This is a genomic window from Pedobacter psychroterrae (assembly GCF_004331695.1).
Lineage (GTDB): Bacteria > Bacteroidota > Bacteroidia > Sphingobacteriales > Sphingobacteriaceae > Pedobacter > Pedobacter psychroterrae.
The window spans coordinates 1-18,995 of the sequence record NZ_SJSL01000008.1; the positions used below are offsets into that span (position 1 = coordinate 1).

At 38.5% G+C, this 18,995-nt stretch carries 13 protein-coding genes, 1 tRNA gene and 1 rRNA gene; 8 read left to right on the forward strand and 7 right to left on the reverse strand.

What is annotated here, in order from left to right:
- Both rrf and EZ437_RS19155 read left to right on the forward strand, forming a co-directional pair.
- A 5S ribosomal RNA gene (rrf, locus tag EZ437_RS19150) occupies positions 1-101 on the forward strand; the annotation flags it as partial.
- Positions 102-421: 320 nt separating this feature from the next.
- Positions 422-2,191: a S8 family peptidase gene (locus EZ437_RS19155; RefSeq protein WP_131597688.1), complete on the forward strand. Its 1,770-nt coding sequence runs from the start codon at positions 422-424 to the stop codon at positions 2,189-2,191.
- A gap of 89 nt (positions 2,192-2,280) precedes the next feature.
- Here EZ437_RS19155 and EZ437_RS19160 read toward each other — a convergent pair.
- Positions 2,281-2,354, reverse strand: a tRNA-Met gene (locus EZ437_RS19160).
- 103 nt (positions 2,355-2,457) lie between these two features.
- On the opposite strand from EZ437_RS19160, the gene EZ437_RS19165 reads away from it, so the two are divergent.
- From EZ437_RS19165 to EZ437_RS19175, 3 genes are all read left to right on the forward strand, one after another.
- On the forward strand, positions 2,458-2,838 hold the full coding sequence (locus tag EZ437_RS19165; protein ID WP_131597689.1) for an START-like domain-containing protein: 381 nt from the start codon (positions 2,458-2,460) through the stop codon (positions 2,836-2,838).
- A gap of 30 nt (positions 2,839-2,868) precedes the next feature.
- The gene (locus EZ437_RS19170; RefSeq protein WP_131597690.1) at positions 2,869-4,302 is read left to right on the forward strand and encodes an LptF/LptG family permease; all 1,434 of its coding nucleotides are present in this window, start codon (positions 2,869-2,871) and stop codon (positions 4,300-4,302) included.
- Positions 4,303-4,451: 149 nt separating this feature from the next.
- Positions 4,452-5,663, forward strand: coding sequence for a bifunctional 3,4-dihydroxy-2-butanone-4-phosphate synthase/GTP cyclohydrolase II (locus tag EZ437_RS19175; RefSeq protein ID WP_131597691.1), 1,212 nt, complete (start codon positions 4,452-4,454; stop codon positions 5,661-5,663).
- Positions 5,664-5,671: 8 nt separating this feature from the next.
- On the opposite strand, the gene EZ437_RS19180 is transcribed toward EZ437_RS19175, so the two are convergent.
- Entirely contained in the window at positions 5,672-9,604 is a 3,933-nt protein-coding gene (locus EZ437_RS19180; protein ID WP_225869628.1) for a translocation/assembly module TamB domain-containing protein, read from the reverse strand.
- Positions 9,605-10,155: 551 nt separating this feature from the next.
- Between EZ437_RS19180 and tsaD the strand changes: the two genes are divergently transcribed.
- Positions 10,156-11,157, forward strand: coding sequence for a tRNA (adenosine(37)-N6)-threonylcarbamoyltransferase complex transferase subunit TsaD (gene tsaD / locus EZ437_RS19185; RefSeq protein ID WP_131597693.1), 1,002 nt, complete (start codon positions 10,156-10,158; stop codon positions 11,155-11,157).
- 280 nt (positions 11,158-11,437) lie between these two features.
- Here tsaD and recA read toward each other — a convergent pair whose 3' ends face one another.
- The 4 genes from recA to EZ437_RS19210 all read right to left on the reverse strand — a co-directional run bounded on the left by recA (position 11,438) and on the right by EZ437_RS19210 (position 14,180).
- The gene (gene recA / locus EZ437_RS19195) at positions 11,438-12,451 is read right to left on the reverse strand and encodes a recombinase RecA (protein WP_131597695.1); all 1,014 of its coding nucleotides are present in this window, start codon (positions 12,449-12,451) and stop codon (positions 11,438-11,440) included.
- Positions 12,452-12,546: 95 nt separating this feature from the next.
- A complete protein-coding gene (nth, locus tag EZ437_RS19200; RefSeq protein ID WP_131597696.1) occupies positions 12,547-13,230 on the reverse strand; it encodes an endonuclease III in 684 nt (227 codons plus the stop codon).
- Positions 13,231-13,303: 73 nt separating this feature from the next.
- The gene (locus EZ437_RS19205) at positions 13,304-13,495 is read right to left on the reverse strand and encodes a hypothetical protein (RefSeq protein WP_131597697.1); all 192 of its coding nucleotides are present in this window, start codon (positions 13,493-13,495) and stop codon (positions 13,304-13,306) included.
- Between the two features lie 109 nt (positions 13,496-13,604).
- On the reverse strand, positions 13,605-14,180 hold the full coding sequence (locus EZ437_RS19210; protein ID WP_131597698.1) for an RNA polymerase sigma factor: 576 nt from the start codon (positions 14,178-14,180) through the stop codon (positions 13,605-13,607).
- A gap of 267 nt (positions 14,181-14,447) precedes the next feature.
- Between EZ437_RS19210 and uvrA the strand changes: the two genes are divergently transcribed.
- Both uvrA and EZ437_RS19220 read left to right on the forward strand, forming a co-directional pair.
- The gene (gene uvrA / locus EZ437_RS19215; RefSeq protein ID WP_131597699.1) at positions 14,448-17,252 is read left to right on the forward strand and encodes an excinuclease ABC subunit UvrA; all 2,805 of its coding nucleotides are present in this window, start codon (positions 14,448-14,450) and stop codon (positions 17,250-17,252) included.
- Between the two features lie 14 nt (positions 17,253-17,266).
- Positions 17,267-17,920 carry a LysE family transporter gene (locus EZ437_RS19220; protein ID WP_131597700.1) on the forward strand — a complete coding sequence of 218 codons (654 nt, stop codon included), beginning with the start codon at positions 17,267-17,269 and terminating at the stop codon, positions 17,918-17,920.
- A 13-nt stretch (positions 17,921-17,933) separates the two neighbouring features.
- Here the strand turns inward: EZ437_RS19220 and EZ437_RS19225 are convergent, their stop codons facing one another.
- The gene (locus tag EZ437_RS19225; protein ID WP_131597701.1) at positions 17,934-18,977 is read right to left on the reverse strand and encodes a DUF2157 domain-containing protein; all 1,044 of its coding nucleotides are present in this window, start codon (positions 18,975-18,977) and stop codon (positions 17,934-17,936) included.
- Between the last annotated feature and the right edge of the window lie 18 nt (positions 18,978-18,995).

The following is an 18,995-nucleotide window of genomic DNA, read 5'->3' on the forward strand; positions in this document are numbered from 1 at the left end:
TATCGGTGGTGTCCACCTCTTCCCATTCCGAACAGAGAAGTTAAGCCCACCAGAGCCGATGGTACTGCGGTAACACGTGGGAGAGTAGGTCGGTGCCAAATCTTAAAGAAAGCCTGTAGTAGAAATACTACAGGCTTTTCTTGTATATAAAAATCCCCTCCTAAACCCTAAACCAAACAGGGACAATAGAATAAAGACTTAAAGGTAATTCATTGGCACTGCTAAAGACGCTTCAATGGCAAAGTCCAACCACACCGATCCATTCAGACACAACAAAACAATGCAAAGTCTGTAGAAGATGTTTAAAAAAGGGTGATTTAAACATGGGCGTTTATTTGTTAAAATATGCTAAATTTTTAACCTGAAAATAATAAAACCGTATAATTGTATTTTACGTTTATTTTTTATAAAACACACGGGAATGAAACTTAAATATTTAGTTATTGTCATATTTTGCTTTTTTACCAATATTACGTTTGCACAAAGTAAGAAAGTTAAGCTACCTCCAAATTGGTATAATCTTGACCTTATCGAAGATGGATACTTTGGTATAAGTACCGAAAAAGCTTATAAAGAATTGTTAGTTAATCTTCAGCCAAAGCAAAAAGTGATTGTAGCAGTAATTGATGGAGGAGTTGACATCAATCACGAAGATTTAAAAGATATCTTATGGACAAATACCAAGGAAATCGCTGGAAATGGCATTGATGATGATGGCAATGGATTCATAGATGATGTACATGGTTGGAATTTCATTGGATCTAAGGCAGGTAACCTTGAATTCGATAACCTTGAATTAACAAGGATTAGGAGAAAGTTAATTAAATATATATCTACTACTAATTTAACAGTACTGGATAGTACGCAGAAGGAAGAATATGCATTGTATCAGCGCGTAACGAGAGAATTTGGTGAAAAGTATGATAATGCTCACGCTGCCTTTGGATTTATTTCCACAGTTACGAAAATTTTAGACTCTGTTGCATTAGTGAATAGTAAGTCTATTCCATCAGCAGACGATATTGAGAGGTATAAAGCTGATAGTGATGAGGAGGGATATTATGTTAAATATATAAAAAATGGAATTAAAGAAAACGGAAGCGTTGAGAAATTCTATAAAGAGATGAAGGATGCATACAAGCAATATGATGTAATGCTAAAGTACAACTTAAATATGAAATATGATCTAAGACAAGAATTGGTAGGAGATAATTACAGTGATGCTAAAGAGCGAATATATGGCAACAATGACGTAGTTGGCCCAAATGCAGATCATGGCTCCCATGTTTCTGGAATTATTGCGGCTAATAGAAATAATTCATTAGGAATCAACGGAATTGCCAACAATGTAAGTGTAATGGCAATTCGGGTAGTTCCTGAGGGAGACGAGCGAGATAAAGATGTGGCTAATGGTATTAGATATGCAGTTGACAATGGTGCTAAAATTGTTAATATGAGCTTTGGTAAAGGATTTAAGTGGAATAAGGAAATTGTGGATGACGCAGTTCGGTATGCTGAAGAACATGGAGTATTACTTATTCATGCAGCGGGTAATGACAACGAGAATATAGATGTCAAAGAAAATTATCCAAATAAATATTTTGATACTCCAGAGGCCATAGCCTACGCTAAAGAGAGCCGAAGGAAAAGTGTTGAGGCATTGAAAGATTTACTTAAACCTGGATCAGGGCAAATGCAAGGTCAGATGCAGCGTCCTGAAATGAGAAATCAAAGCAGTGCTTTCAAAAAAGCCCAGATTGATACAGCAAAATTTAATTTACCTCATGCCAATAACTGGATTGAAGTAGGTGCGAGTACGTATGCTAATGACAGTGAATTAAAGGCTTCCTTTTCAAATTATGGTAAATATAGTGTTGACGTGTTTGCACCTGGTTTTATGATAAATTCCACTGTGCCAGGATCGAAGTATGAAGAATTTGATGGAACCAGTATGGCAGCTCCTGTTGTTTCCGGGCTATCAGCACTTTTACTAAGTTATTATCCCGATTTAAAGCCTTACCAAGTGCGGGAAATTATTATGAAATCTGTAACTAAAGTCCAGCAAAAAGTGAAGTACAAGAATGAGAAGAACGAGACTGTAAGATCTTCATTCTCGGATATTTCTATAAGCGGTGGAATTGTAAATGCCTACAATGCACTAAAAATGGCGGCTTCATATTCCGTTAAATAATTACAAATTACTTTGGCAACTATTACTAATGTAAAATATGGAGAGGTTTACTAAAACAAAAAAAGCCCATCAACAGATGGGCTTTTAAGTAGCGGGGAGCAGGATCGAACTGCCGACCTCAGGGTTATGAATCCTGCGCTCTAACCATCTGAGCTACCCCGCCGGAATTCTTATTTTTAAAGAGTTGCAAATATAGAATAAATTACTTTTCTTTAGAAACAAATAATAAAAAATAGTCTAATAATTCAAGATATAAGTGTTTATCGATGTCAGAAAAGAAAAAGTTTACATTGGAATATGAATTGAGATCGTCTCCACGCATTTTGTTTAGTTTTATTAGTGAGCCAAATGGTCTTTCGCAATGGTTCGCAGATGATGTGATTTTTCGTGATCAAGTATATACCTTTACATGGGATGATGAAATCCAGAAGGCAAAACTATTAAGCATTAAGGAAAACAGATCAGTAAAGTTTAAGTGGGTAGATGACGAACCGCATTGTTATTTTGAAATGGAGATTGTCCAGGATGAATTAACCAATGATGTGGCGCTATCAATAACAGATTTTGCTACAGATGAAACCAGAGCAGAAAGAACATTAATTTGGGATAATCAGATAAACTATTTGCACAGTGTAATTGGTGCATAGTTTTTCCATAGCTTTGCCTACATTTGTACATTGAAAAAGATTCATTTACTTTTACTCAAAGCATTCATCCGGCCTTTCTTCGTCACATTTTTTATTGTGATGTTTATTTTGCTTATGCTTTTTCTATTTAAATATGTTGATGATTTAATAGGAAAAGGGTTCGAATGGTATATTATACTTGAACTGATGTATTATGCATCTGCAGCAAATGTATCCATGGCTTTGCCTTTGTCCGTATTGCTGTCTTCTATCATGACTTTTGGTACACTTGGAGAGAACTACGAACTAGTAGCTATAAAGTCAGCAGGGCTGTCTTTACAGAAGGCTATGATGCCGCTTCTGATGCTCATTATTTTTATTTCAATCAGTTCTTTTGTGTTTTCTGATTACATGCTCCCAAAAGCAAACCTTAAATATGGTTCGCTGCTTTGGGACATTACTAATAAGAAGCTGTCATTTTTAATAAAAGAAGGTGTATTCAACAATAGTATTCCCGGATATTCTATAAGGGTGAATAAAAAGGGCGAAGACGGAACGCTCCAGGATGTTATGATCTATGACCATACAAGTACAAGCGGCATAGCAAAAATTATCATTGCCAAAGAAGGTCATATGTCTAGCGATGAGAAGTACCTTCTCTTGAAGCTAAAAAATGGTGTCAGGTATGAAGAATCTTCAGGCAGAAACACTTATACCAACCAAAGGCAGGAACTCACAAGGATGAGGTTTTCAGAGACTGATCAAAAATTTGATATTTCAAGCTTTAAGATGAACAGGACTGATGAGCAAGATTTTAGCGGTAATACGCAAATGCTGAACCTAAAAGGTTTAGTTAAAAAACAGGATTCTCTTTCAAAAGATCTCGATAGCATAAACAAATTTTCTACTGCAAATATCAACAGCTATTACAAGCAGAGTAATTATGTTAAAGGCTATTCTAAAATACAAACGGAACCCAGGAAGTTCAAATCTGATGTGTTAAATTCCTTTCCGAAACACGACAGACTTACGATAGTACAAAGTGCACTGGATCTTGCCACCTCTGTTAAGCAAACTGTATCTGCCAGAATGGTTGATCACGAGGATAGGGTCAAGAACATTATTAAAGTCCAAATGGAATATCAAAGGAAATTTACACTGGCTGTGTCTTGTTTGCTTTTGTTTTTCATCGGGGCTCCGCTAGGTGCGATTATACGAAAGGGCGGATTGGGTTTGCCAGTTGTAATGGCAATTATTTTCTTCCTTTTATACCATATAATTGCCACAGTTTCAGAGAAATCAGCTTCAACAGGCTCACTTCTTCCTTTTTTCGGTATGTGGCTGGCAATAATTGTCCTATCGCCATTAGGTGCATTTTTAACTTACAAAGCAACTGTAGATTCAGCTTTGTTTGATGTCAATTATTTTAAGCAGTTACTCACAAATCTTTTCAAAAAGCAAGACAAGACAAATACCTCACCATAAAATTTGCTTATCTGGCATCCTAATAATATTGATTACTTATTTATGATAATATAATTTAATGATATTGAGCCTTTAGGTTGTAACTTTGTAATTCAACATTAAAGATCAAACTGCTTATTACGCAATTCGATTATTGACATATTCATAAAATGGAAATCAAGCTCAATGAGATAGAAGAAGCCATTGCTGAGATAAAGGCTGGAAAGGCCATTATTGTGGTGGACGATGAAGATAGGGAGAATGAAGGTGATTTTGTCACCGCAGCACGGAATGCGACTCCTGAAATGATAAATTTCATGGCAACGTATGGAAGAGGTTTGATTTGTGCTCCTTTGACAGAACAGAGATGCGATGACTTGGGGTTGGATGCGATGGTTGGAAAAAATACAGCAGTCTATGAAACAAATTTTACAGTTTCTGTTGACCTCCAGGGATATGGCTGTACTACCGGAATATCTGCATCTGACAGATCTAAAACTATTCTTGCATTAATTAACCATGAAATAGATCCGGCCGAGCTGGGCAGGCCCGGACACATCTTTCCGTTGAGAGCTAAGGATGGTGGTGTGCTGAGACGTTCAGGCCATACAGAGGCAGCTGTTGATCTTGCCAGGATGGCTGGAATGGAGCCGGCAGGGGTTTTAGTCGAAATATTGAAGGAAGACGGTGAAATGGCCAGACTTCCGGATTTGATGATCATTGCTGCTCAGCATAAACTAAAGATTATATCCATTAAGGACCTGATTTCTTACAGATTAAGCAAAGAAAGCCTAATTAAGCCAGAGGTGACTGTAAATCTTCCTACTCAATGGGGAGACTTTAAGATGACAGCATATACCCAACTTGATACAGGCGCTACACATCTGGCAATTAGTAAAGGTGAATGGTCGGAAGATGAACCTGTATTAGCAAGGGTTCACAGTTCATGTGTTACTGGCGACATATTTGGATCGTGCAGGTGTGACTGTGGTCCGCAATTGCATAAGGCGATGGAGATGATAGACAAAGAAGGTAAAGGTGTGATCGTTTACATGAATCAGGAGGGAAGAGGGATAGGTCTGGTCAATAAATTAAGATCCTATAATCTTCAGGATGCTGGTTTCGATACCGTTGAAGCCAATATTAAACTGGGATTCAAAGGTGATGAGCGTGATTATGGTGTTGGTGCACAAATATTAAGGGCTCAGGGTGTCACCAAAATGCGGCTGATGTCCAATAACCCCACAAAAAGAGCTGGTTTAATTGGATATGGTCTGCAGATAGTAGAAAATATTCCTATTGAAATTCAAAGTAATGTTCATAATGAGCTATATCTTAGAACTAAAAGAGATAAAATGGGACATCAGATCATGAAGGGGTAAGGAACCCACTATTTTTTCTTATTCTTTTTCTCAGTAATTACGGCTTCCTTATTTTTGGAAACTACAGCAGGTGCTGGTTTTTCTTCTTTAGCTTTATTTTGTTGATTCCGTCGGTATTCGCCTGTGATCTTTTGAAGAAACTCCCTGAAACTATCAAACTGCTGAGTATAGATTAAGCCAAGAGAAGTAACATTGGTATTCGGGTTAATTCCTCCAATGTTAAAGAAGGTGCTTTGCTGTGTAGGGGGTTTATTTGCCAGCTTACCAACCAGGGTGCCATCCTTTTTAATGAGCGTGAGTACCTCTACTTCGCCTCCTACATCATTTTTAGTAAATGAGAGATCGTTGGTGCTTCTTCGGTCAACAATACCGGCATTCAGAATTACCCTGTCGTTGAACAGCCTGAACGAGGCATTTGCTTCATTTAATGACCGGATGTTTATATCAACAAAGTCCAGATTTAATGATGAAAGCACATTGTTAAACTGGTTGAATAAGAGTTCAGTTACCGTACTTGCTACCCCCGATGTCAGCTGCTTTCCGAGTGCTTCCTTACCAGTTCCCGGAGCAAAGCTTCTTCGGATTATTAAACTAAGTGCTTGTAAGTTACGATTGTTGTCATCATTAAAATAAGACTGCAGGTCTTCTTTAATAGCCGGATTAGAAGGAAATAAGATATCCAGCTTAGGGTCTGGTTTTAATAAAGCACCTGTTAATCCCATCTCTACTTCAGTAAGCACCCTATCGTCAGAATTACTAGCCTCCCTGTTAGCTGCAGTATACAGATCGCTTAAGCTTGCTCTTAAAGAATAAATAGCTTTAAGATTAATTTGTGCATTAGTTGGATTGCCTGTCCATCTTATTGTTCCCCCTTGCCTGATATTAAATTTCTTATTGATAATCTCCTGAGCAGTGAAATCAAAGCTTCCGCTTTCAATAATATAATCTCCGGACATTTCAAAATCACCAAGGCTATTTATATTTAATGACAGATTTTTGGAATATCCCCTGCCGCTCAGGTTTCCAAGAGTAGTAAAGATATTAGCTGTACTATTGGCATCTACCACTAGTTTCAAGCTCATGGTAAGGCCATCAAAGTTTGTTTGCTTTTTGATTGAATTAGCCACTGTGTCTTTACTCACAAATGTGATAAAGTCTTTTTTAGAGACTGTTTCTGAACTATTTAGCGGCAGGTTAAAAACAGTTCCTTTTTCTGTACTAGCATCAATATCAATAAACATCTTATTGGTTGGTCCCTTAAACTTAAAAGTGCCCGTACCGTATGCTCTTCCAAAGTAGAGACTGTTGTCTTTTTCGGTAGTATTGAGCGCCATGAAATTTTTAGCTTCAATGGTAATATCTAGCGTTGGGGTGCTTATTTTATTTAGATCTACCGTACCATTTGCAATGGCCTCATTACCTTCAACATCTACTAGCTTAAGGTCATTGATGTCAATAACGCTGTTATTAACCGTAACTTCATCATTCAGAATGTAAGAGGTTTTCAAATAGTTGATTGTCACCTGGCCTTTATCAAACGATACCTCTCCGTTAATTCCTGGTTTTGTAAAAGATCCTTTAACGGTCAAATCTGCCGAAATCCGACCTTTAAGATCCGACACCAATACCTTTACAAAAGGTTCCAGTACCGCAAGTTCACTTTGATCTAATTTAATACCCAGATCAACCTCTTTCTTCTCCAGGTCAAGATTTCCGGATATATTTAGCGTCTCTTTATTGCCAGAAACTATAGTTGTATAGATGTTGGCTGCATTGTTTATTCGGTCATAAGAGGATGTATCTATCAAATTGCCAATAATTGTGTTATTAAAGGTAAGTGAGTCGATCTTAATATTATCCGAAATTCTTGGAGATTTTAAAATGTTATATAGCTTTGTATTACCATTTACCTTCCCTGATAATTTAATCCCGAGTGTTTTTACAAATGGATTCAGTGTCGTGAGGCTAAAATTCTTGAACCCAATCACCAATAAATCTTCTGGGTTGCTTGAAAGCACACCATCTACAGTAAGTAGCTGCTGTCCATTGCTCAGATCAAAATTGTTTATTTCAGTTTTGCCATTGTTAAAGTTGATATTCACTTTTTCCTGGATTTTCCATTCTTCATTGTTCACTTTCAGAATTGACGGCAAGATACTTACACGAACAGAAGTGTCACTGCCAAATTCCATCAGACCATTCAGATCCAGTTGATTTAAGTCATCTGAATTAGCGAGTTTTATGTTTAATGCAAGACTATCATTTCGCAGGATATTAGAAATGTTGACGTTTTTAATGTAGAGACTGTCATTTAAATCTATGCGGTCGGAAGTTATGATTGCCTGTAGTTGATTGGCAGATGTATTCTCATCTACGATCACATTATTTACAATTATGCCTTTGTAAGTTAGTTTCTTAACAAAGCCGTTCAAAGTTGCAATATTGTTTGGTGAATCGAAATTTCCGATGAAAACTGCTTCATCCTCGATTGCCAGTCCAGGCACCAACAACTCCGCTATAGGTTCAAACCTCTTTACCTTGAGGTCGAATTGAAAAATCTGATCATTGAACTTTACACCTGATGTTTTTAAAGATGGGATATATCTTTTAGCCAGTGCTTTATAATAAGATGGAATGGTGTTTAAATCATATTGCCCCTTAATACTTGCGTCTAAAATATCTGAATTTATAGTCAGACTTCTATTCCTTCCAATTCCGCCAGCTACTAGCTTAACAGAATCAATATTATATATTCCTTTAACATTGTCTAGTCTGATCTGCTGTATTGACAAACTTCCCTGAATATTGTTTAGGTTGTTTCCTGAAAAATTTGTGCTGAAAGTAGCGTCTATCATTAATGAATCTTTAAATAGATTCAGTTCCTTTAGTTTTGCCTTTTTGATGGATGCGTTAAAGTTAAACACCGGCAGCTTAGTATTTAAATTGACCCCACCGTCAAAAGCTAATTCAACATTTTTATCATGTATCTGGAGGCTTCCATCAAAATTTTTCTTTTCAAAAATTCCATCTATCTTAACGTTTCTATACCGGTAATTATTGAAATCAATATAATCTATTTTGCCGTTGAGCTGCTCAGACAGACTTTTTATTTCAGTTCCACGACCCTTTATATACAATGATGCGGATATTTTCCCCAGGGTTTTCTCATTGATCAGCGTGCCCAGATTAAAGTCAAAAGTCTTGATATTTCCCGAATAGGAGGGGATTCCCTGGTTATTGATCTTCATATTTACATCCGAAACCAATCTGCCAAGTTTTGTTTTGAACTCGCCATAAGCAATGAAATCATTTTGAAAGCCTGTAAAAGAGCCATTGAAGTTGATATTGCCAAACTTTGAGATCACTACTGGTATTAGCTTAGATTTTTTCCCTGTTATATCACTTAGTATTTCATCCAGATCTGTTTTATTTGTTCCGGCTATTTCAATCTTTAGGTCCATGAATGTCTCTTTGATATTTGGTAGCCCCTTCAAATTAAAATCTCCTTTTATATAAGTAGCTTTTCCTGTTTTTAGAGAAAGCTTTTTAGCTTTTAAATTATTTACCAGGCCTGAGAGCTGTCCGTCAACTTCAAGATCTAGCTTCATGTTATCCAGTTTTGATGTAAAGAAGGCGATGTCCTCAGAAGAAAGAAAGCTGTTTTTAAAATTCGCCTTCATGCGTACCTTATTAATGTAATCATTAAAGTCCTTGTAGCTCGCAAACCGCATCTGAAAATAATCTGATAATTTGCTTTTATTGGTTTCAAGCATCAGGTTCTTTAGCTCTATGCTGTTGGAGTCGACCGTAGTAAAGGCTGTAAGGTTTTTCAGGAAAAACCCACTCTTTTCCCTAAAGGTGAGGTTTTTGATGTCAGCCTGAAGTAGGTGGTCTTTTGTATTTAGCTTTTCAAATATTCCGTTTAGGTTACTTATGTGCAAGTCATCAAAGTTGACACCTTTTATTACAGTGTCCTTCCTTAAATTTTTATATCTGAAATTGAGGTTGTTTAATATTACTCTTCCGAATGAAATATGGGACGGTTTTCTTTTCTTTTTAACGGTTGTTCCAGGGTCAAAATAGTTAATAATGAAGCTGAGATTTGTTGATTTATCCTTGTAGGATTTTAAATTGAAAGTCCCGTTGTTAATTTGAACGGTGTTTATATCGATTATTCGTTGTTTTACAGATAGTTTATTGATATCTACCAAAAACTTTGGGGTACTTAGCAACGTGTCTTTTTGAAGATCAAGAACAAGGAGATCTTCTATTACCAGAGATTTAAATGGCTTGAAGTAAATGCCACTCAGAGAGATAGTTGTATTAAGTTCTCTTGAGAGATATGCAGATGCTTTTTTTGCAATGAAAGTCTGTACGGGTCTGAATTGAAGAGAAAATAGTATTACTGCAACAAGTAATATTACTGATGCAACAATCCAAAGAAGTATTTTTAATAGTTTTTTAATAGTTTTGCAGCTTAATAATAATGTACGTGTCAGTAATACTTGCTATAGAATCCTCTTGCGATGAAACCTCAGTTGCCATATGTAATAACGGCAAAATTACGGCCAATGTTATTGCAAACCAAACAATTCATGAAAATTATGGTGGTGTTATACCTGAACTAGCTTCAAGGGTACATCAGCAAAACATTGTTCCGGTAATTCAACAGGCACTGGTTGATGCTAAAGTTAACAAAAAAGAACTGGATGCTATCGCTTTTACCCGCGGACCGGGCTTACTAGGTTCGTTGCTTGTGGGTGTATCGTTCGCCAAGTCTTTTGCATTAGCATTAGACTTGCCACTCATCTCGGTCAATCATATGCATGCACACATTCTTGCTCATTTCATTGACGATCCTAAACCTGGATTTCCTTTTATTTGTCTTACCGTTTCCGGCGGGCATACACAGATCGTGCTGGTAGAGGACTATTTTGACATGACTATCATTGGCGAAACCCTTGATGATGCGGCAGGAGAGGCATTTGATAAAACAGCAAAGATTCTAAATCTACCTTACCCAGGAGGGCCATTAATAGATAGACACGCAAAAATGGGGAATCCATTGGCTTTCAAATTTGGCGAACCTCAGATTAAGGATTTAAATTATAGTTTTAGCGGATTGAAAACATCAATCCTCTATTTTATTCGCGACCAGGAAAAGGTCAATCCCAACTTCGTTACTGAACAGCTCAATGATATCTGTGCATCGGTGCAGCACAGTATAGTTACTATATTACTCGCTAAGCTAAAGAAAGCAGCAAAACAATACGGGATTAGTGAAGTTGCCATCGCTGGGGGTGTCTCTGCCAATAGCGGCTTAAGAAATGCATTAAATGCCCTGGCAGAAGAATTAAAATGGAATGTGTATATTCCTGCTTTTGAGTATTGTACCGACAATGCTGCGATGATAGCAATCGCAGGTCATTATAAATATATAAATAAGGACTTTGAGCACCAAGACGTTGCGCCCTTATCCAGAATGGAATTTTAAATTATAGATTGATTATGGTTACAATGAGCTTAGTTTTTTTTGGATTGATGCTAATTCCCTTGATAATTTTTCTGGTATGGATTATACGAAAGGATAAGCATAAAAGCTATTTGGGATTAATTATTTTAGCGATAATGATTGTCATAACAGCTTATATAATCGTTAATTTTGATAAAAAATTCATGGAGGCAAGGTCAGATGTCCCTGCCAAATCACATGCACCAAGCTACAGATAGCATAAAAATAAAGCGGTATAAATTAATTAACCGCTTTATTTTATTTATAATTTCTCTTCCAATTTATCACCAGTAACCTCAGCCCTGATCTTGCCTTCAATTTCTTCAGATAGCTCTGGATTATCCATCAGTAATTGTTTTACAGCATCCCTTCCCTGTCCCAGTTTTGTGTCGCCATAAGAAAACCATGATCCGGCTTTTTTAATGATATTAAAATCAACACCCAAATCAATTATTTCACCAGTTTTAGAGATTCCTTCTCCAAACATGATGTCAAATTCTGCTATTCTGAAAGGAGGAGCTACCTTGTTCTTTACAATTTTTACCTTAACCCTGTTTCCCGAAACTTCATCAGAGTCCTTTATTTGAGATGTCCTGCGGATATCTAAACGGACAGATGCATAAAATTTCAATGCATTACCGCCTGTTGTAGTCTCAGGATTACCGAACATCACCCCGATCTTTTCACGCAACTGATTGATAAATATACAGCAACATCCTGTTTTAGAAATTGTTCCTGTTAATTTACGCAATGCCTGAGACATTAAGCGGGCCTGCAATCCCATCCTCGAATCTCCCATCTCACCTTCTATTTCCGCTTTGGGAACTAATGCCGCAACAGAGTCAATCACAATTACGTCAATCGCACCAGATCTTATCAGATTGTCTGCTATTTCCAGGGCCTGCTCACCGTTATCAGGTTGAGATATCAATAAATTATCTACATCTACACCAAGCTTTTTCGCATATCCTTTGTCAAAAGCATGCTCTGCATCGATAAAAGCCGCCAGTCCGCCTTTTTTTTGGGCTTCTGCGATGATATGAGTGGCTAGAGTAGTTTTTCCTGATGATTCCGGGCCGTAGATCTCAATTACTCTTCCTTTAGGCACACCGCCAATCCCTAAGGCAATATCCAAACTTATAGATCCGGTAGATATGGATTCGATAGGTTCTACCGCACTATCTCCCAATTTCATGACCGTTCCCTTGCCGTATGATTTTTCCAGTTTATCCAGCGTTAACTGCAATGCTTTTAATTTGTCTGCGTTTGTGCTCATATTTATGTTTGTCAGTAACTACTCCTTTAAGATGATTTGATATACTAATTATATTAGCAAATATAAATAATATTTATAATCCAACCAATATTTAATCAAATATTTTTTATTTCTGTTGGCATATCACTAAATATTTTAGTTAATTTTTCATTTTTATGAAAGAATCTACAAAAGCTTGTGATCTCACAAATATTGCACTTAGGTGATCTTGCTACGCAAACATATCTGCCGTGCAATATTAGCCAATGATGGGCTACATGTATTGTATCCTGGGGTAAATGTCTAACCAGTTCCTTTTCTACTGCCAATGGAGTTTTACCATCGCTTAGGCCGATCCTGTTTGATACCCTGAATACATGCGTATCCACCGCCATTGCAGGTGCATTATAAATTACTGAAGCGATTACATTGGCCGTCTTTCTGCCCACACCGGGCATTTTTTGTAGCTCATCCACGTCAGCAGGTACCACGTTGTCAAAATCATTCATCAGCATATTGGCCATACCCACCAGATGTTTGGCCTTATTATTAGGGTAGCTTACGCTTCTTATATAATCAAACACAATATCAGGGGTGGCTTCTGCCAATGCTTTTGGGGTAGGAAAACGCTGAAACAGTGCAGGGGTAACCTGATTTATGCGCTTGTCGGTACATTGGGCAGATAGGATCACTGCTACCAGCAACTGAAACGGATTATTATAATGGAGTTCTGTTTCAGCATCAGGCTGCTTTGCAGAAAAATGAGACACAAAACGTTTATACCTTTCTTTTTTAAGCATACGCAAACTTAGATATAAACCCTATGAAATAAAAAAAAGCTGTCAGATTTTGACAGCTTTAATTCTTTGTAAATTACCTGGCCTTTGAATACGCTAAAATCTTGGAAATCGTTTCATCCGAAGGATTTTTTGACAAGCTATCCAGTTGTGATTTAATGGTGTCGTAAAAAACCAAATCACAAGACTCTAAATCTTCAGCAGGCATATTTTCCTGTTTTGATTGTGGATAATTTAATTTGTTAAATGAAGTAGAGGTTTCTATCATAAGCAATAACTGTGAATTAGTTTCCTAATAAACGTCATTGTTATAATTTTATTTTAACCCTAACAACAATTTTTTTGTTTTTTTAAATTCGCTATAAATTCGCCTGTAATTAAGATATCTCCTTGACTTTCATCATCTTCCTCAAGTTGCTCAGCGCATACCTCATTCTACCCAGTGCGGTGTTGATACTTACACCCGTCAGGTCTGCAATTTCTTTAAAACTGAGGTCTGCATAGTGTCGCATGATCAGCACTTCTTTCTGGTCATTAGGCAGTAAATGGATCATGGCCCGCAGATCTACATGCGTCTGCTCTCTCAAAATCCTGTCTTCCGCACTTTCTTCATGAAACTGCAGCATGTTAAATACATCAGTACCATCCGAACTCGTAATCACAGGTCCGCGTTTTTCACGCCTGAAATAATCGATTACCAGGTTATGCGCTATCCGCATTACCCAGGGTAAAAATTTGCCTTCTTCATTGTACCTGCCCGACCTCAGTGTATTGATCACCTTAATAAATGCATCCTGAAAAATATCTTCTGCAAGATATTGATCCTTAACCAATAAATAGATAGAAGTATAAATTTTCGACTTATGTCTGCGGAGAAGTTCTTCCAGAACGGATTCGTTTCCGGTAAGATATAACTTAACCAAATCTTGATCACTGTATTGTTGTAATTTCATAGGAGTATCCTTACTAATTTCCCTTGCCCTTGTTGCTAAAAAAATACTTAGTAGATGTTGTTTCTATATTTTTTCTCCTATTCGTTTTTAAGATGATGGTTTTATTTGTCAGTTAATATTTCAAAAGAAGCATTTTTTTATTACAATACAATATAAAAAATGTTAAAAAAATTTAAAAGTGGATTTAGAGCCTTATTTTTGCAGTTCCCGGGAAAAACCAATGTTGTCTTTTTTGGGTTATATTAGCAGCATTCTATCCAGAAATCAATGAATAAGGAAATCGATAAAGATCCACACAAAAATATTATCATAAAAGGTGCCAGAGTTCATAACCTCAAAAATATTGATGTAGCAATTCCCAAAAATAAACTGGTAGTAATCACCGGGATGTCCGGTTCGGGCAAGTCATCACTAGCATTTGACACACTATATGCAGAGGGACAGCGCAGATATGTAGAGAGCTTGTCTTCCTATGCCAGACAATTTATGGGAAGGATGAATAAGCCTGATGTAGATTATATTAAAGGCATAGCGCCTGCTATAGCGATAGAACAAAAGGTGATCACTTCCAATCCCCGTTCTACAGTAGGCACCTCTACGGAAATTTATGATTACCTCAAATTATTGTTTTCCCGTATAGGCAAGACCTATTCCCCCGTCACAGGCAAAATCGTAAAAAAAGATACGGTCTCCACTGTCGTAGATTTCATTTCTGAATTGGGCAGTGAAAGTGTAGTAACTATTTTTTGTCCGCTTTTCCCGCACAATAACCGTTCTATCAAGGAGGAACTTGCAGTCTTATTGCAAAAAGGATTTTTAAGGATCTCTTATCAGGATAAAATCCAAAAGATAGAAACCATACTGGAAGATGAGACCTTCAAAGACTTCGAGCTTACCGATGAAAACGCCGTACAGGTCCTCATAGACCGTATTGTGGTCAATACAGATGAAGAAACTTTAAGCCGTATAGCAGATTCTGTGCAGACCGCATTTTTCGAGGGAAAAGGTGATTGCTACGTAGATTATGAAGGCAAGCTTACCCATTTCTGTGATCGTTTTGAACTGGATGGTATCCGGTTTGAAGAGCCAACACCAAATTTCTTTAGCTTCAACAATCCATACGGTGCCTGCAAGCGCTGCGAGGGTTACGGCAATGTGATCGGTATAGACGAAGACCTCGTTATCCCGGATAAAAGTAAAAGCGTTTTTGACAATGCCATAGCTCCCTGGCGCGGAGAAAAAATGCGCGAATGGTTAAACAGGCTCATCAAACATGCTGCTAAGTTTAATTTTCCCATCCACAGGCCATTTAGCGAACTGACAGAGCAGGAACAGCAGCTCATATGGACAGGTAACGAATATTTCGAAGGCTTAGATGCCTTTTTCAAAGAACTGGAAGCGCAAACTTATAAGATTCAGTATAGGGTCATGTTGTCCAGATACAGGGGCAAGACTTCATGTCCGGATTGCAAAGGGTCAAGGCTGCGCAAGGATGCATCCTACGTAAGGATAAACGATAAGTCCATCATAGATATTGTGCTCATGCCATTATCTACCATACTCAGCTTCTTCGAAAACTTAAATCTTTCGGCTAATGATGAAAAGATAGCCAAACGTTTACTCGCCGAGATAGCCAACCGCGTGCTTTATCTGAACAACGTAGGCTTGGGTTACCTAACCTTAAACAGGTTGTCCAATACACTCTCCGGAGGTGAATCCCAAAGGATTAATCTGGCTACCTCATTAGGCAGCAGCCTGGTCGGCTCTGTTTACGTACTGGATGAGCCGAGTATAGGCCTGCACCCAAGGGATACCAATAAGCTGATCGAAGTATTGTTGTCACTCCGGAATGTGGGCAATACGGTGCTGGTAGTCGAGCATGAAGAAGAAATGATGAAGGCCGCAGATCACATCATTGATATTGGCCCAGAGGCGGGTACAAATGGGGGTAGCCTTGTTTTTAGCGGTACTTATGAGCAGATCATCAAAGACAAGAAAAGTCTGACAGGCAGGTACCTGTCTGGTCAGGAACAGATCGCTGTGCCGCAAAAGCGCAGGACATGGAAAGACCATATCCTGATCAAAGGCGCCAGAGAGAACAACCTTAAAAACATTGACGTAAAGTTTCCACTGGGTGTATTTACCGTAGTGAGCGGAGTATCCGGTTCTGGCAAAACGAGCCTGATCAAAAAGATCCTGTACCCTGCACTGCAAAAAGCCATAGGCAATTATTCAGGTGAACAAACCGGCGCTTACGATGGCATCTTCGGCAACTATGATCTGGTCAGCCAGGTAGAGATGGTTGATCAAAACCCCATCGGAAGGTCTTCCCGCTCCAATCCAGTCACCTATGTGAAAGCATGGGATGACATAAGGGCCTTATTTTCAGCCTTGCCTGGCTCCAAGGCCGCAGGTTTAAAACCAGCTGCCTTCTCTTTCAATGTCGAAGGCGGCCGCTGCGATGTATGCCAGGGTGAAGGCGAGGTTAAGATCGAAATGCAGTTCATGGCCGATATCTACCTGCCCTGCGAAACTTGTGGTGGCCGAAGATTTAAGCAGCAGGTACTCGATGTTACTTACCAGGACAAGAACGTAGCTGATATCCTCGATCTTACCATAGAAGAAGCAGTAGCTTTTTTCAGCAAAGAACCCAAAATATTAAATAAACTACAGCCCCTGGTAGATGTAGGACTGGGCTATGTGCATTTAGGGCAGTCGTCCAATACGCTTTCAGGTGGCGAGGCACAGCGCATCAAACTAGCCTCTTTCCTCATCAAAGGAAACAATGCCAGCAAAACACTTTTTATATTTGATGAGCCTACTACCGGCCTTCATTTCCATGACATCAAAAAGTTGCTCATCGCATTAAATACCCTAATAGAGCAGGGCAATACTATCCTCGTGATCGAGCACAACATGGACATGATCAAATCTGCCGACTGGATCATCGACATCGGCCCTGAGGGTGGGGATAAAGGGGGGGGTGTGGTATTTGAGGGTACACCTGAGGCGCTCGCTAAAGCAAATACCACTTCCTATACTGCGAAGTACTTAAAAGCACATATGAAATAATTGTATCTTCGCGCATGCTTTTTTTAACTCTGTTTCTTGGCATATTTTTAAATGCCCTGGGTTACATACCCCCGGGAAATATAAACCTAACGGTTGCACAGCTTAGCATCAACAAGGGGATGCGTCAGGCATGGTCATTTATCCTCTCTTTTTCCTGCGTTGAAGTTTTTTTTACTTTTGGAATGATGCGCTTTGCGCGGTGGCTTTCCAGCGATGTAAATCTCGATGCCAATTTTAATCAAGTTAGAATTGGTACATATATAGACGCTTTTATGGTGATGTTGTTCCTAATAATGGGAACCCTTACCTGGATAAATCGAAATAAACTTCCAAAAGCCAAAGATAACAATAGCAGTAAAAAAGGCAGCGTGCTGTATGGTATGTTGTTGGGTATTTTAAATCCTGTACAAATCCCCTTTTGGCTATTTTTTGGTAATTATGTTATTTTACACGAATGGATACAAACAGATTATCTTTCGCTTGTTGTTTTTAGTTTAGGCTCCGGTATGGGTTCGGGGTTGGCCTTGTATGGTTATTCATACTTTGCGCGTTATATTCAGGAAAAATTTGCCTTAAGCAGCCATTTGATCAATAAGTCCATTGCCATCTTTCTTTGGGCGCTGGCATTGTACCTGATCATCAAACAAGTGGTTCTTTATTTAAGATAGTCCATCAAGGGTTTTATCCTTCTTTCTTTAAAAACTCCAGGTTCCAGATCTTTTCTGCCTTACGGCCGATTAGCCAAAACGAAGTAGCCAGTACCACAAAAAATAATGTTTTATGCCAGGTATCCCAAAAGTATTCAAAATAGCGGGTGTATAGATTGATGAACAGAAATGTAATGCCAAATTCCCTTGCCACATCATCCCTGTATTTCAAACCTATGTAGATGCTCAGCACACAAAAAGCCGCAGATATCAGCCCCCAGTAAAACAGGTTGAGCTGCTTTACAGTATACCAGTCTTCCAGCGTACCAAAATTCCCAAACACCGAAAGCAGCCATAAAGAGATAAAAAGATAGACCATCCCGCAGAGGTAATTCGTCTGAAAGAACAGGCCCAGCTGTTTCTTGTTTCTAATAAAAAACGAAAATCCGGTGATCAGCAATCCAAACAGTACAAATCTGAGGGGATAGTTCATGCCAAGGAAATACCAGTTCCAGCGCGACAGATAACCTGTTTCCGTCCCAAACCAAGCACCCAAAGAGATCAGCATAAATGCCCAGATCAGTCTTGATTTAAAAATATAGGCCAATACGGCATAGATCAGTACTGAAGCCAAAATAAGCAATGAGAAATGCGAACTCCCATTGTCAAGCGCCTTACCCAGATAGGCCACTGCATTGGCAGTCAGCATTACTGCTATAAACACCATTGCTTCATTGCTAAATACCAGGTGCGACTGATGTTTTTTCCTCCTGAATCCAATTATATAAAGCGCCACAGCAGCAAATGCAGAAAATATACTGATCATCAAATCCGAAGCATCAAATAGGCTTTCCAGGTATTTCAGGATCTGGTCATCTATCAGTAATGCACCCAATGAGATCACTCCGCAGGCCATCGCTATCCAAAAGGAATATTGGGCCAGTCTGCGCCAGTCAAAACTTTTAGTCTCATAACTGCTGCGCAAGCGGCTTACTTCAGCATCGGTCAGCAGTTGCTCATCCCGCCAGTGGTTTAGCATATCATCCAAAAAATCGCTCTTTTCCTGATCTATCTTCATTGGCTTTTATTGAAGTAG

Coding starts and splice junctions, on each gene's coding strand:
- EZ437_RS19155 (WP_131597688.1), top strand. CDS start 422: ATGAAACTTAAATATTTAGTTATTGTCATATTTTGCTTTTTTACCAAT.
- EZ437_RS19165 (WP_131597689.1), top strand. CDS start 2,458: ATGTCAGAAAAGAAAAAGTTTACATTGGAATATGAATTGAGATCGTCT.
- EZ437_RS19175 (WP_131597691.1), top strand. CDS start 4,452: ATGGAAATCAAGCTCAATGAGATAGAAGAAGCCATTGCTGAGATAAAG.
- recA (WP_131597695.1), bottom strand. CDS start 12,451: ATGAGCACAAACGCAGACAAATTAAAAGCATTGCAGTTAACGCTGGAT.
- nth (WP_131597696.1), bottom strand. CDS start 13,230: ATGCTTAAAAAAGAAAGGTATAAACGTTTTGTGTCTCATTTTTCTGCA.
- EZ437_RS19205 (WP_131597697.1), bottom strand. CDS start 13,495: ATGATAGAAACCTCTACTTCATTTAACAAATTAAATTATCCACAATCA.
- EZ437_RS19210 (WP_131597698.1), bottom strand. CDS start 14,180: ATGAAATTACAACAATACAGTGATCAAGATTTGGTTAAGTTATATCTT.
- uvrA (WP_131597699.1), top strand. CDS start 14,448: ATGAATAAGGAAATCGATAAAGATCCACACAAAAATATTATCATAAAA.
- EZ437_RS19220 (WP_131597700.1), top strand. CDS start 17,267: ATGCTTTTTTTAACTCTGTTTCTTGGCATATTTTTAAATGCCCTGGGT.
- EZ437_RS19225 (WP_131597701.1), bottom strand. CDS start 18,977: ATGAAGATAGATCAGGAAAAGAGCGATTTTTTGGATGATATGCTAAAC.